The sequence below is a fragment of the Streptomyces sp. NBC_00212 genome, assembly GCF_045206365.1.
Lineage (GTDB): Bacteria > Actinomycetota > Actinomycetes > Streptomycetales > Streptomycetaceae > Streptomyces.
Genome location: NZ_CP108115.1, coordinates 5,940,812 through 5,953,818 on the forward strand (window position 1 = coordinate 5,940,812; position 13,007 = coordinate 5,953,818).

The 13,007-nt window shown below is 69.7% G+C and carries 8 protein-coding genes and 1 pseudogene; 4 read left to right on the plus strand and 5 right to left on the minus strand.

The window, feature by feature from the left end; genetic code table 11:
• Positions 1-56: 56 nt before the first annotated feature.
• Complete coding sequence (locus OHA17_RS27115; protein WP_406508738.1) at positions 57-1,511, minus strand: MFS transporter; 1,455 nt, start codon at positions 1,509-1,511, stop codon at positions 57-59.
• A gap of 111 nt (positions 1,512-1,622) precedes the next feature.
• On the opposite strand from OHA17_RS27115, the gene OHA17_RS27120 reads away from it, so the two are divergent.
• Entirely contained in the window at positions 1,623-2,498 is an 876-nt protein-coding gene (locus tag OHA17_RS27120; RefSeq protein ID WP_398871625.1) for a helix-turn-helix domain-containing protein, read from the plus strand.
• Here the strand turns inward: OHA17_RS27120 and OHA17_RS27125 are convergent.
• A pseudogene (locus tag OHA17_RS27125) lies at positions 2,471-3,931 on the minus strand (MFS transporter). The gene OHA17_RS27120 and the pseudogene OHA17_RS27125 overlap by 28 nt on opposite strands.
• A gap of 141 nt (positions 3,932-4,072) precedes the next feature.
• Between OHA17_RS27125 and dusB the strand changes: the two are divergent.
• The 3 genes from dusB to OHA17_RS27140 all read left to right on the plus strand — a co-directional run bounded on the left by dusB (position 4,073) and on the right by OHA17_RS27140 (position 9,930).
• A complete protein-coding gene (dusB, locus tag OHA17_RS27130) occupies positions 4,073-5,200 on the plus strand; it encodes a tRNA dihydrouridine synthase DusB (RefSeq protein WP_406508739.1) in 1,128 nt (375 codons plus the stop codon).
• 420 nt (positions 5,201-5,620) lie between these two features.
• A complete protein-coding gene (ppdK, locus tag OHA17_RS27135; RefSeq protein WP_406508740.1) occupies positions 5,621-8,344 on the plus strand; it encodes a pyruvate, phosphate dikinase in 2,724 nt (907 codons plus the stop codon).
• A 554-nt stretch (positions 8,345-8,898) separates the two neighbouring features.
• Positions 8,899-9,930, plus strand: coding sequence for a helix-turn-helix transcriptional regulator (locus OHA17_RS27140; protein WP_078966555.1), 1,032 nt, complete (start codon positions 8,899-8,901; stop codon positions 9,928-9,930).
• On the opposite strand, the gene OHA17_RS27145 is transcribed toward OHA17_RS27140, so the two are convergent.
• From OHA17_RS27145 to OHA17_RS27155, 3 genes are read right to left on the minus strand one after another with little or no spacing between them, the layout of a single operon-like run.
• A complete protein-coding gene (locus tag OHA17_RS27145; protein ID WP_406508741.1) occupies positions 9,888-10,766 on the minus strand; it encodes a carbohydrate ABC transporter permease in 879 nt (292 codons plus the stop codon). The genes OHA17_RS27140 and OHA17_RS27145 overlap by 43 nt on opposite strands.
• Positions 10,766-11,674, minus strand: a complete 909-nt coding sequence (locus OHA17_RS27150; protein WP_053727552.1) for a carbohydrate ABC transporter permease — start codon at positions 11,672-11,674, stop codon at positions 10,766-10,768. The genes OHA17_RS27145 and OHA17_RS27150 overlap by 1 nt, the downstream gene beginning before the upstream one ends.
• 5 nt (positions 11,675-11,679) lie before the next feature.
• Entirely contained in the window at positions 11,680-12,933 is a 1,254-nt protein-coding gene (locus OHA17_RS27155; protein WP_406508742.1) for an ABC transporter substrate-binding protein, read from the minus strand.
• Positions 12,934-13,007: the final 74 nt, after the last annotated feature.

Genomic DNA, 13,007 nt, shown 5'->3' on the forward strand with positions numbered 1-13,007 from the left:
GAAGGGCCCGGAACGTGTGACACGTTCCGGGCCCTTCGCCGTCGCGGCTCACCCGCTCACCGCATGGTGCGCGGCAGCCGCAGGCTCAGCAGGGTCGTCACCACGATCAGGCCGAGCTGGACGAGGAGCGTGACGACGAGCGCGTCGCGCATGCCCATCGACGGCGCGAGGGTGAGGAAGAGGGTGCCCAGGACGGCGACGCCGAGGGCGATCGCGGACTGCTGGGTGGTGACCATCACGCCGCTGCCCACCCCGGCCCGGTCGGCCGGTATGTCGGAGAGCATCAGGCGGATGAGGACCGGGAGTTGCAGGCCCTGGCCGAGGCCGGCGACGGCGACGCCCGGGGCGAGTTCGACGACGCTCAGGCCCGACCAGCCGTTCCGCACGGTCAGTACGAGCACGGCGATGCCCACCGCCTGGATCACTCCGCCCGCGGTCACCACGCGGGTGCCGAAGCGGCCGATGAGCCGGGGCCCGGCGAGCGAGGCGGCGAAGAAGGCGAGCGCCATCGGCACCAGGGCGAGACCGGCCGCGACCGGGCCCATCCGCAGTCCCTGCTGGAGCACCACGGCGACCACGAACATGAAGCCGCTGAAGCCGATCGAGAACGGCACCACCATCGCAAGGCCGCGCCGCAGCGAGGTCGTTTCGAGCAGGCTCGGCGGCACCAGCGGCGTCCGGCCGAGCCGGTCCGCGCGCCGCTCCACGAGGAAGAACGCGACGGCGGCGAAGGGGAAGACGCCGAGCGAGACCCACGTCCACAGCGGCCAGCCCGCGGCCCGGCCCTCGGTCAGCGGGAGCAGCAGCGAGATCAGGGACAGCGCGAGGAGCAGCGTGCCCGGCACGTCGATCGTGGCCGGCCGGTCCGAGCGGGTCTCCGGCACCGAACGGGCCGTGAGGAGGATGCCGAGGACGGCGACCGGCACGTTCACCAGGAACACCGAGCGCCAGCCGGACCCGGCGATGTCGGCCGCGACCAGGACGCCGCCGAGGATCTGCCCGGCCACCATGGAGAGGCCGGCGGTCGCGCCGTACAGGCTCATCGCCTTGGCGCGGCGTGGGCCCTGGGTGGTGGCCTGGATGGTGGCGAGGACCTGCGGCATCATCAACGCGGCCGCGGCACCCTGTGCCACCCGGGCGCCGACCAGCGTCCAGGCGCTCGGCGCGAGGCCGCAGGCCAGCGAGGTGAGGCCGAAGGCGGCCATGCCGATCAGGAAGAGCCGGCGCCGGCCGGCCATGTCGCCGAGGCGGCCGCCGAGCACGAGCAGGACGGCGTAGGCGACGCCGTATCCGGCGACGACGAGTTCCAGCAGGGCCGGACCCGCGGCGAGTTCGCTGTCCATGGACGGCAGGGCGACGTTGACGATGAAGAAGTCGATCAGGGGGAGCGCCGCGCCGAGCAGTACCGTGAACAGCCCGAGCGGCCCGATGACTGCCCCGTGCTGGGTGACCGGGACAGTAAGGGAAGAGGTGGAAGGGTTGGAGGTCGTCCGTACCGTTGTTTCACTCACGGGGAAGACGATCCTCTTCCGCTGAGCCTGGTACCAGAGGCTCCTTATCCTGGTACAAGCACTACCTGGCAACCGGCTGACAAGCATCGGCGGGTGCGGCACCCTGAAGCCATGAGCACTGTGGCCCCGGCAAGCGATGTCCGCCGTCATGAGCTGGCCGAATTCCTGCGCAGCCGCCGCGAGCGCATCACCCCCGAGCAGGTGGGGCTGCCGCCCGGCCGGCGCCGCCGCACCCCGGGGCTGCGCCGCGAGGAGGTCGCACAGCTCTCCGCTGTCGGTGTCACCTGGTACACCTGGCTGGAGCAGGCCCGCGACATCCAGGTCTCCCCGCAGGTCCTGGACGCTCTCGCGCGCGCCCTGCTGCTCGACCCCAGCGAGCGCAGCCACCTGTTCTCGCTGGCCGGCGCCCTCGACCCGGCGCCGAACGCGGCGTGCCCGAACGTGACCCCCGCGCTGCGCGCGATGCTCGACCAGCTGGGGCCGATCCCGGCCTGCATCCAGAACAGCCGGTACGACATCCTCGCGTACAACAGCACGTACGGGCGGCTGCTCTGCGATCTCGACGCGCTGCCGCCCGAGGAGCGCAACTGCCTGTGGCTGGCCTTCACCAACCCCGACTGGCGGGCCTCGGTGGTCGATGTGGCCGAGATGAACCGGGTGATGGCGGCCAAGTTCCGCGCCTCGATGGCCGAGCACCTGGCCGAGCCGGCCTGGAAGGCGCTGCTGGCCCGGCTCACGGGTGCCTCTCAGGAGTTCCGCGAGGTGTGGGCCCGGCACGAGGTGGTCAACCAGGGCGGCAAGACCAAGTACCTCCGCAACGCCCACGTCGGCCTGCTGTCCGTCGAGCACACCAATCTGTGGCTCGGGCCCTCGGCGGGCCCGCGCGTGGTGATGTACGTGCCGACGGACGACGAAACCCGCGGGCGTCTGGAGCGACTCCAGGAGTTGGCGGACGCCGATCAGGCGTTGGCGTCCGCCGGGGCCTGAACGGCCCGAGCCTCCAGGCACCGCGCGGTCCGCCGCGCCGACTCGCGCGCCTAGCGCCCGCTGGTCGCGAGCCCCACGCACAGCACGCTCAGACCGCAGCCCGTGATGATCCACCAGGCGGGCCGGGCGGCCCCGGGGAAGCTGTCGGCGTACGCACCGGAGGTGACGCCCGCCATGCCGCCCGCGAGCACCGCGCCGATCACGGCCACGCCCAGGGTCTGGCCGATCTGGCGGCTGGTGGAGGCGACCGCGGCGGCCACGCCCGCCTGGGAGCGGGGCATTCCGGAGACCGCGGTGTTGGTGATGGGCGCGTTCACCATGCCGAAGCCGAGGCCGAACAGGACGTACCCGGTGAAAAGGAGCGTCGTGGTCCGCTCGGCGTCGAAGAGCGCGAAGAGCAGCCCGCTCGCGGCCATCGCGACGCCGGCGACCAGCAGGGACAGGCGCGGCCCGCGGCTGCCGACGAGGCGGCCCGACAGGGGCGCGCAGACGAAGGTGAGCGCGGCCATGGGCAGCATGTAGAGCCCGGCGTTCAGTGCGCTCAGACCACGCGCGTTCTGCAGGTACAGGGTGTTGAGGAAGAGGAACCCGCCGAGCGCGGCGAAGGCCGAGATCGCGATGACGGTGGCGCCGCTGAACGGGGCGCTGCGGAAGAACCGCAGGTCGATGAGGGGTTCCGCGCGCCGGGGCTCGTACATCAGGAGGGCCGCGAGCGCGGCCACGGCTATGGCGGCGAAGGCCAGGATCTCCGGTGAGTCCCACCCGGCGCTGGGCACCTCGATGATCGCGTACGTCAGGGAGCCGAGCAGCGCGATGACCAGGAGCTGGCCGATGGGGTCCGGGCGGCGCGGCTTGGGGGCGCGGGACTCGGGGACGTAGCGCCAGGTCAGGAAGAGGGCGAGCAGCCCGATGGGCAGGTTGAGCCAGAAGATCGAGCGCCAGCCGACCGACTCGACGAGCACACCGCCGATGATCGGGCCCGCGGCCATCGAGATGCCCACGACACCGCCCCACACGCCTATGGCGCGGGCGCGTTCGCGCGGGTCGGTGAAGGTGTTGGTGATGATCGACATCGCAACTGGGTTGAGCATCGAGCCGCCGACCGCCTGCACCATCCGGAAGGCCACCAGGGAATCCAGGTTGGGGGCCAGCGAGCAGAGCACCGAGCCGATGGTGAACAGGACCAGGCCCGCCTTGAAGACCTTGCGGCGGCCGATGCGGTCGGCGGTGGAGCCCGCCAGCATCAGGAGCGAGGCGAGGACGAGGGTGTACGCGTCGATCGTCCACTGCAGGCCGGAGACGCCGGAGTGGAAGTCCTTCTGCAGGGAGGGGAGGGCGACGTTGAGGACGGTGTTGTCGAGGCTGACGATCAGCAGGCTCATGCAGCAGATCGCCAGGATGAGCATCCGTCGGCGGTGGTTCGGCTCGGACATGGCATCGATAGTACGCCTAACTAATGAACCGGATGGACGGGTCCCAGGTGGCGGCGGTCCTGGTACCAGTGGCACCGGTCTGCGCGCACCCGTTGTCCACAGCCCCGAAGGGGCACGGCCGGGATGCGCGACAATAAGCAGATGACCACGCTCTCCATCGGCCCGCACGCCGTGCAGCCGCCCGTGGTGCTCGCACCCATGGCCGGCATCACCAACGCTCCGTTCCGCACCCTGTGCCGCGAGTTCAGCGGCGGCAAGGGCCTGTTCGTCAGCGAGATGATCACGACGCGGGCGCTGGTCGAGCGCAACGAGAAGACCATGCAGCTCATCCACTTCGACGAGACCGAGACCCCGCGCTCGATCCAGCTCTACGGAGTGGACCCGGTCACGGTCGGCAAGGCCGTCCGCATGATCGTGGACGAGAACCTCGCCGACCACATCGACCTCAACTTCGGCTGCCCGGTCCCCAAGGTGACCCGCAAGGGCGGCGGCTCGGCCCTGCCCTACAAGCGGCCGCTGCTGCGCGCGATCCTGCACGAGGCCGTCTCCAACGCCGGGGACCTGCCGGTCACCATGAAGATGCGCAAGGGCATCGACGACGACCACATCACCTTCCTCGACGCCGGCCGGATCGCCGTCGAGGAGGGCGTCACCGCGATCGCCCTGCACGGCCGCACCGCCGCCCAGCACTACGGCGGCACCGCCGACTGGGACGCCATCGCCCGCCTCAAGGAGCACGTCCCCGAGATCCCGGTGCTCGGCAACGGCGACATCTGGTCGGCCGAGGACGCCCTGCGCATGGTCAAGGAGACCGGCTGCGATGGCGTCGTGGTCGGCCGGGGGTGCCTGGGGCGGCCCTGGCTCTTCGGCGACCTGGTGGCGGCGTTCGAGGGCACGGACTCCTTCGCGCGCCCCACGCTGCGCACGGTCTCCGAGGTGATGCTGCGGCACGCGACGCTGCTCGGCGAGTGGATCGGCGACGAGACCCGCGGTGTGATCGACTTCCGCAAGCACGTCGCCTGGTACCTCAAGGGGTTCGCGGTCGGTTCGGAGATGCGCAAGAGCCTGGCCGTCACCTCGTCCCTGGACGAGCTGGGCGCTCAGTTGAGCGAGCTGGACCTGGACCAGCCGTGGCCGGTCGGCGCCGACGGCCCGCGCGGCAGAACGTCCGGAAACAACCGGGTCGTCCTGCCGGACGGCTGGCTGAAGGACCCGTACGACTGCTCCGGCATCAGCATGGAGGCCGAGCTGGACACCTCCGGCGGCTGATCCGGGCCGGTTCGGATCGGCGCGGAACGGTCCAAAGAGTGGTCCGAGGGCTGGAATCCCGCTCGACTGAGCGCGTGATTCTCGCCACCCCTGATAGGGGTTGCGCTCAGATGAGCGATTTTCGGGTGGCTGCATCTCTGAAAGGGGTGGCACTCAGTGCCACCCCTTCTGTGTTCAAGTAGTGGACTCACTTGACGCCCGAGCCGCTCAGGTGAGCGGATGTTGGGTGATTCTTGACCCGTTCCCTTCAAGTGTTGAACGTAAGCCTCAGGTGTTCGTTACGCGCCAGTCACTTTCGATCTGGTGGCGGACGAGTGGTTACGCCCCCGTGACGCGCAAGTGGACGTACCCAGACGCCTTCGATCTGGGTATGTTCCTCGCCGTCAGGGCAGCCACCGCGGATTCGAGGAGTCGAGACCCGTGTCGGAAGACAAAGACCTCCAGCACACCCAGAAGTTCGTCTACGACTTCACCGAGGGGAACAGGGACCTCAAGGACCTCCTCGGAGGCAAGGGCGCGAACCTCGCCGAGATGACCAATCTCGGTCTCCCGGTCCCTCCCGGGTTCACCATCACCACTGAGGCGTGCAAGGTCTACCTCGACAGCGGTGACGAGCCGGCCGAGCTGCGCGACGAGGTCAGCGCGCACCTCGACGCCCTCCAGCGGACGATGGGCAAGAAGCTCGGCCAGGCCGACGACCCGCTGCTCGTCTCCGTCCGCTCGGGCGCCAAGTTCTCCATGCCCGGCATGATGGACACCGTCCTCAACATCGGGCTCTCCGACGAGTCGGTGGCCGGCCTCGCCAAGCAGTCCGGCGACGAGCGCTTCGCGTGGGACTCCTACCGCCGCCTGATCCAGATGTTCGGCAAGACCGTGCTCGGCGTGGACGGCGAGCTCTTCGAGGAGGCCCTCGACGACGCCAAGGCCGCCAAGAAGGTCACCGTCGACACCGACCTCGACGCGGGCGACCTGAAGAAGCTGGTCAAGCACTTCAAGAAGATCGTCAAGGCCGAGGCCGGACGCGACTTCCCGCAGGACCCGCGCGAGCAGATGGACCTCGCGATCCGCTCGGTCTTCGAATCCTGGAACACCGACCGCGCCAAGCTCTACCGCCGCCAGGAGCGCATCCCGGGCGACCTGGGCACCGCGGTCAACATCTGCTCCATGGTCTTCGGCAACCTCGGCCCCGACTCGGGCACCGGCGTCGCCTTCACCCGCGACCCGGCCTCCGGCCACCAGGGCGTGTACGGCGACTACCTGCAGAACGCCCAGGGCGAGGACGTCGTCGCGGGCATCCGCAACACCGTGCCGCTCGCCGATCTGGAGTCGATCGACAAGGCGTCGTACGACCAGCTCATGCAGATCATGGAGACCCTGGAGACCCACTACAAGGATCTCTGCGACATCGAGTTCACCATCGAGCGCGGCCAGCTCTGGATGCTCCAGACCCGGGTCGGCAAGCGCACCGCCGGTGCCGCCTTCCGCATCGCCACGCAGCTCGTGGACCAGGGCCTCATCGACGAGGCCGAGGCGCTCCAGCGCGTCAACGGCGCCCAGCTCGCCCAGCTGATGTTCCCCCGCTTCGACGACGGAGCCAAGAGCGACCTCATCGGCCGGGGCATCGCCGCCTCGCCCGGCGCCGCGGTCGGCAAGGCCGTCTTCGACTCCTACACCGCCGTCAAGTGGTCCCGCTCGGGCGAGAAGGTCATCCTGATCCGCCGCGAGACCAACCCCGACGACCTCGACGGCATGATCGCCTCCGAGGGCATCCTCACCTCGCGCGGCGGCAAGACCTCGCACGCCGCCGTCGTCGCCCGCGGCATGGGCAAGACCTGTGTCTGCGGTGCCGAGGAGCTGGAGGTCGACACCAAGCGCCGCCGCATGACGACGCAGGCCGGCACCGTCATCGAAGAGGGCGACCTCGTCTCCATCGACGGCTCCACCGGCAAGGTCTACCTCGGTGAGGTCCCGGTCGTGCCGTCCCCGGTCGTCGAGTACTTCGAGGGCCGCATGCACGCGGGCGCCGACGACGCCGACGAGCTCGTCCAGGCCGTGCACCGGATCATGGCGTACGCGGACCGGGTACGCCGGCTGCGCGTACGGGCCAACGCCGACAACGCCGAGGACGCCCTGCGGGCCCGCCGCTTCGGCGCCCAGGGCATCGGCCTGTGCCGCACCGAGCACATGTTCCTCGGCGAGCGGCGCGAGATGGTCGAGCGGCTCATCCTCGCCGACACCGACGACGAGCGCGAGACGGCACTCAGTGCCCTGCTGCCGCTCCAGAAGAAGGACTTCGTCGAGCTGTTCGAGGCGATGGACGGACTCCCCGTCACCGTGCGCCTGTTGGACCCGCCGCTGCACGAATTCCTGCCCGACATCACCGAGCTGTCGGTCCGCGTCGCGCTCGCCGAGTCCCGCAAGGACGCCAACGAGAACGACCTGCGCCTGCTCCAGGCCGTGCACAAGCTGCACGAGCAGAACCCGATGCTGGGTCTGCGCGGCGTACGCCTGGGCCTGGTCATCCCCGGTCTGTTCGCCATGCAGGTCCGGGCGATCGCCGAGGCGGCCGCCGAGCGCAAGAACGCCAAGGGCGACCCCCGCGCCGAGATCATGATCCCGCTGGTCGGCACCGTCCAGGAGCTGGAGATCGTCCGCGAGGAGGCCGACGCCGTCATCGCCGAGGTCGAGGCCGCCACCGGCACCGACCTCAAGCTGACCATCGGCACCATGATCGAGCTGCCCCGCGCCGCCCTGACGGCCGGTCAGATCGCCGAGGCCGCCCAGTTCTTCAGCTTCGGTACCAACGACCTCACCCAGACGGTCTGGGGCTTCTCCCGCGACGACGTCGAGGCCAGCTTCTTCACCGCGTACCTGGAGAAGGGCATCTTCGGGGTCTCGCCGTTCGAGACCATCGACAAGGACGGCGTCGGCTCGCTCGTGCGCTCCGCCGTCGAAGCCGGCCGCGCCACCCGCCCGGACCTGAAGCTCGGCGTCTGCGGCGAGCACGGCGGCGACCCCGAGTCGGTGCACTTCTTCCACGAGGTGGGCCTGGACTACGTGTCCTGCTCGCCGTTCCGCATCCCCGTGGCGCGCCTCGAAGCGGGCCGCGCCGCAGCCGAGTCCAAGGGCAGCGACTCGCGATAAGCCCCGGAGCCGCCGCCGGGTCCCCGACCCTCAACACCGATCCGGCGGCGGCTCCGGAACACCAAGAAGGGGCAGCAACCCTGTGCGGGGGTGCTGCCCCTTTTGCGTTGGCTCTTCCCGCCCGCCCCGGTAAGCGTTCGCCGGGCGCGTTCGCGGTACACGTCCCAGGTGTGCGGGCGCTTAATTCCTGTTGAATGGCGGACATTTAACGGGGTGGTGGCCGGAAATGCAGAGTGCGGTTCACGGATCCCCACCCGTGAACCGCACTCTGTCAACCGCGCCGAGCACGGAGCCGCCACCTACGCCCACCGCCGCCAGAACCTGTGAAGCCCCCCACGGTCTTCGCAGAATCTTTCCGGTTGGCCCGGTGTCGTGCCCGACGAGGTACAGCTTTTCGTCCCCGGGGCCCCTTGCGCGAGGCCTTTCAACTGTGGCTGAAAGGCCCGTGGTCACGGGCAGTGACGGGAGGCATACTCAGTCGAGTCGGTCGGGGGATCAATTGCGGATGCAACACAAGGCAACAGGTTGCAACACAGTGGACAGGTGGGGTTTCGGTGCTGCGCATTCATTTCACCGGCGAGGATCTGGCTCGGCTCCGTATGGCGCCGGGTCCTGACACGCTGTGGGAAACGATTCTCAGCTTTCACCGCTTAAGGGACCGGCGGGGTGCCTCCGTATTCGGTGAATGGCGACAGGAAACTCGCGGCCGGTTGAGCGGAGAGACGCGATTGCTCTCCGCAGTCGTTCCGTGTCGGGGATATTTCCCCGACTTTCTCACGCCGCCCAAGGGCCCGCATTCCCTGGAGACCGGACTGGAGCGAATTCGCGAGACGCGGCCCGAGCGGCTGCACGCCGAACTCTCCCGGCTCCCCGCGGGCCGCCCGACGACCGGCTGGGCGGCGTCGCTCGCGGACGGCTGCACCACCCAACTCGGCCGCCTCGCGGACGCGTTGGCCGCCTACCACCAGGCGGCCGTCTCCCCGTACTGGTCGCACATACAGACCCGGGTCGACGCCGACCGGGCGGCCCGCGGCCGGGCGCTCCTGGACGGCGGCGCCGACGAGCTCCTCGCCTCGCTGCCGCCGATGCTGCGCTGGCGCGCACCCGTCCTGGAGGCCGACTACCCGGTCGACCGCGAACTCCATCTGGGCGGGCGGGGGTTGCTGCTCCAGCCCTCCTTCTTCTGCCGCCGCACCCCGGTCGCCCTCCAGGACCCGAAGCTGCCGCCCGTGCTCGTCTACCCCGTGACGCACACTCAGGCGCCGTACGAATCCCCGCCGGGCCCCGAGCGCGGCACCTCGCTCGGCCGGCTCGTCGGCCACACCCGCTCCAGCGTGCTCCAGGCCATCGGCAACGGCTGCACCACCAGCGAACTGGCCCGCAGGGCAGGCGTCTCGCTCGCCTCCGCCAGCCAGCACGCGGGCGTCCTGCGCGACGCCGGGCTCCTGGTCACGCTGCGGCACGGCAACTCCGTATTGCATACGCTGACCCCGCTCGGCTCCGCGCTGCTCTGCGGCGGGACCCCGCGCGTGCCGAGGCCGCGTCAGTCGTCGATCCCCGAGCGCTCCACGCCGGCCACGATGTAGCGCTGGAGCAGCAGGAAGACCAGGACCAGCGGGACGATCGAGACGGCCGCCGCGACGAACAGCTCGTGCAGGTTGACCACCTGGGCGGTGGTGAAGGTGGAGAGCGCCACCTGCACCGTCCAGGCGTCCCGGTCCTGGCCGATGACCAGCGGCCACAGAAAGGAATTCCAGGCGCCGATGAACACAATGGTGCCGACGGCCGCGAAGACCGGGCGCGCATTGGGCACGACGATCCTCCAGTACGTACACCAATATCCAAGTCCGTCGACGCGGGCCGCATCCTCCAACTCACGTGGAAATCCCGTGAAGAACTGGCGAAAGACGAAGCACGCGAACCCGGAGAACAAGGTCGGGATGATCAGGCCGCGCAAGCTCGACACCCAGCCGAGGGACGAAACAAGAACGAAACTTGGTACGAACGTGACCGCCGCGGGAACCATCAGCGTGCCGAGCACCGCGTAGAAGACCTGGTTGGCGAACCGGTACGGGATGCGCGCGAGGCCGTACCCCGCGAGCGAGGCGAACAGCAGGGTGCCCAGCGTCGTCGCGACGGCGATCAGCGCCGAGTTGAGCAGCGAGCGGGCCATCGGGACCGCAGGGTCGTCGAAGAGTTCGCGCACGTTCGACCAGTGCAGGGTGGACGGGAAGAACGTCCAGTCGGGCGAGGTGATGTCCTGCTCGGCGGCCAGGCCGTTGCGGACCAGGAGGTAGAAGGGGACCAGGAAGAGCAGCGCGAGCGCGGCCAGGACCGCCCAGCGCAGGGCGCGGCCGACCCGTACGAGCGCCTCGTCGGGGCGGTTGTTCCTTCGGGCGCCGGGTCGGCGGGGCGCGGTCATCAGTCGGCCTCCTTCCTGCCCAGGCCGAACCAGCGGGCCTGGAACACCGTCACCACCGCGATGATCAGCGCGAGGATCACCGCGCCCGCGCTGCCCGCCCCCAGGTTCTGCCCCTGGCCGAGGGCGGTGTAGTAGAGGTAGACCAGCGGCGGGCGGGCGTAGGGCGGGTATCCGCGGGCGTCGGACAGCAGGTTGTAGAACTCGTCGAACGCCTGGAACGCGTTGATCACCAGGAGCAGCACCACCGCGATCGACGTGGTGCGCAGCTGGGGGAAGGTGATGTGCCGGAACACCTGCCAGCCGGGCCGGGCGCCGTCGACCGCGGCCGCCTCGTACAGCCGCGGGCTGATCCGCTGGAGCCCGGCCAGGAAGAGGATCATGTAGAACCCGGCCTGGAGCCAGAGCCGCACCGTCACGATGACCAGCCAGTACCAGGGCGGATGCGTCGTCGAGAGCCAGGCCGTCTGGTCGGCGCCGAACCAGCCGAGCACGGTGTTGGCGAGCCCGAACCGCACCCCGTTGAAGATCGACATCTTCCAGATCAGCGCGGCGACCACGTACGAGCAGGCCGCCGGCAGGAAGAACACCGAGCGGAAGAACGCCTGGAAGCGGCGGATCCGGTTCACCATCAGCGCGAGGCCGAGCGCGAGCGCGTACGTCGCCGGGACGATGAACAGCGAGAACACCGCGAACGTCCCCAGGCTGGACGTGAACGCGCCGTCGCGCAGCATCGCCGTGTAGTTGTCGAACCCCACGAAGTCGGTCGGCGAGACCGTGTTGTGGGCGTCGAAGAAGCTCAGATAGACGCTCCACAGCAGCGGGACGTACGTGAAGAGCGCGAGCCCCGCCGCGAACGGGCCGACGAAGATCCAGAACCAGAGGGTGTTGTCCGAAAAACGCCGTCGCATGACTGTCAGCTCTTCTTCACCCGCTGAAGTTCGTCATGGGTCTTCCGGACGACAGCCTTCAACTCGCTGTCAGGACTCGCCCCGTCCTTGATGATCCGGTTCAGCGCGTCCTGATACGCCGTCTGCAGCGTCGGCGTCCACAGCAGGGGCTGGGCGTAGCCGTGCTCCGTCGCGTACGTCACCGCGTCGGCCGCCGCGCCCTGCCGCAGCTTGGCCGCCTTCTTCGCGAGCGAGAGCCGGGCCGGGATGTGGAAGCCGTAGGACAGCGCGAAGTCCTCCTGGAAATCGGTGCGTTCCACCCACAGCCACTTCACGTACGCCTTCGCCTCGGCCTGGTGCTTCGAGCGGGTGGACACCGCGGCCGCGTACGCCCCGACCGGCACCGAGGGCTTCCCGTTCGGGCCGTCCTTGGGGAAGGGCAGCACCCCGAAGTCGTCGCCCAGCGCCTTCTGCACGGCGGGCAGCGCCCACAGCCCCGACCACTGCATCGCGGTCAGGCCCTGGAGGAACGCGGAGGGGTCCGACCAGTCGGAGGGCGCCCCGAGCAGCAGCGACTTGTCGGCGTACAGCTGATGCAGCTTGCCGAGCGTGCGGGCGGCGGCCGGGTCGTCGAAGCCCGCCCTGCCGTCGGCGGTGACCAGGCTCAGCCCGGTCGCGTACAGCGGCGTACCGCCGAGAACACCCGCTCCGCCGTCGTTGCCGAGGAAGAGCCCCTTGACCCTGTTGCGCGTCAACGCCTTGGCCGCGTCCACGAGTTCGTCCAGGGTGGCCGGCGGCTGGACGCCCGCGTCCTTGAGGAGGCTCTTGCGGTAGTAGAGGAACTGCGTGTCGACGACCTGCGGGATGCCCCAGACCTTCCCGTCGTACGTCTTGGGCGCGAGCACCGCCGGATTGAAGTCGTCCTTCACCCCGTCGAGCAGCGCGGTGAGATCGGCGACCTGGCCGCCCCGGATCTGGTCCAGGGTCGGCCCGTTGACCTCGAAGACGTCCGGGCCCGACGCCGTGAGCAGCGCGGCGGCGGTCTGCTGGTCGTAATTGCCGGGCCGCCACTGCACGGCGACCTTCGCCTTGTCGTACGCGGCCGCGTAACGGCGCACGGCGGCCTCGGTGCCGGCCTCGCCGTACTGGTGGTACCAGTGGTCGAGCGTGACCTTCCCGCCCGGTGAACTCCCTTTGTCCCGGCCGGTATTGGAGCCGCACGCGGTGAGCAGACCGAGTGCGGCCCCGGTACCGAGCAGTGTCCGGCGGCTGATCGTCATGGCGTACGCCCCCTGTTCGTCATTCCGCTGTACGCCTCAACGATCAACCATGCAGGGGGATTACGACAGCGATA

Bases quoted from the DNA above. Each gene is read 5' to 3' on its own strand.
- OHA17_RS27120 (WP_398871625.1), top strand. From the start codon at position 1,623: ATGAGCACTGTGGCCCCGGCAAGCGATGTCCGCCGTCATGAGCTGGCC.
- dusB (WP_406508739.1), top strand. From the start codon at position 4,073: ATGACCACGCTCTCCATCGGCCCGCACGCCGTGCAGCCGCCCGTGGTG.
- OHA17_RS27145 (WP_406508741.1), bottom strand. From the start codon at position 10,766: ATGACCGCGCCCCGCCGACCCGGCGCCCGAAGGAACAACCGCCCCGAC.
- OHA17_RS27150 (WP_053727552.1), bottom strand. From the start codon at position 11,674: ATGCGACGGCGTTTTTCGGACAACACCCTCTGGTTCTGGATCTTCGTC.
- OHA17_RS27155 (WP_406508742.1), bottom strand. From the start codon at position 12,933: ATGACGATCAGCCGCCGGACACTGCTCGGTACCGGGGCCGCACTCGGT.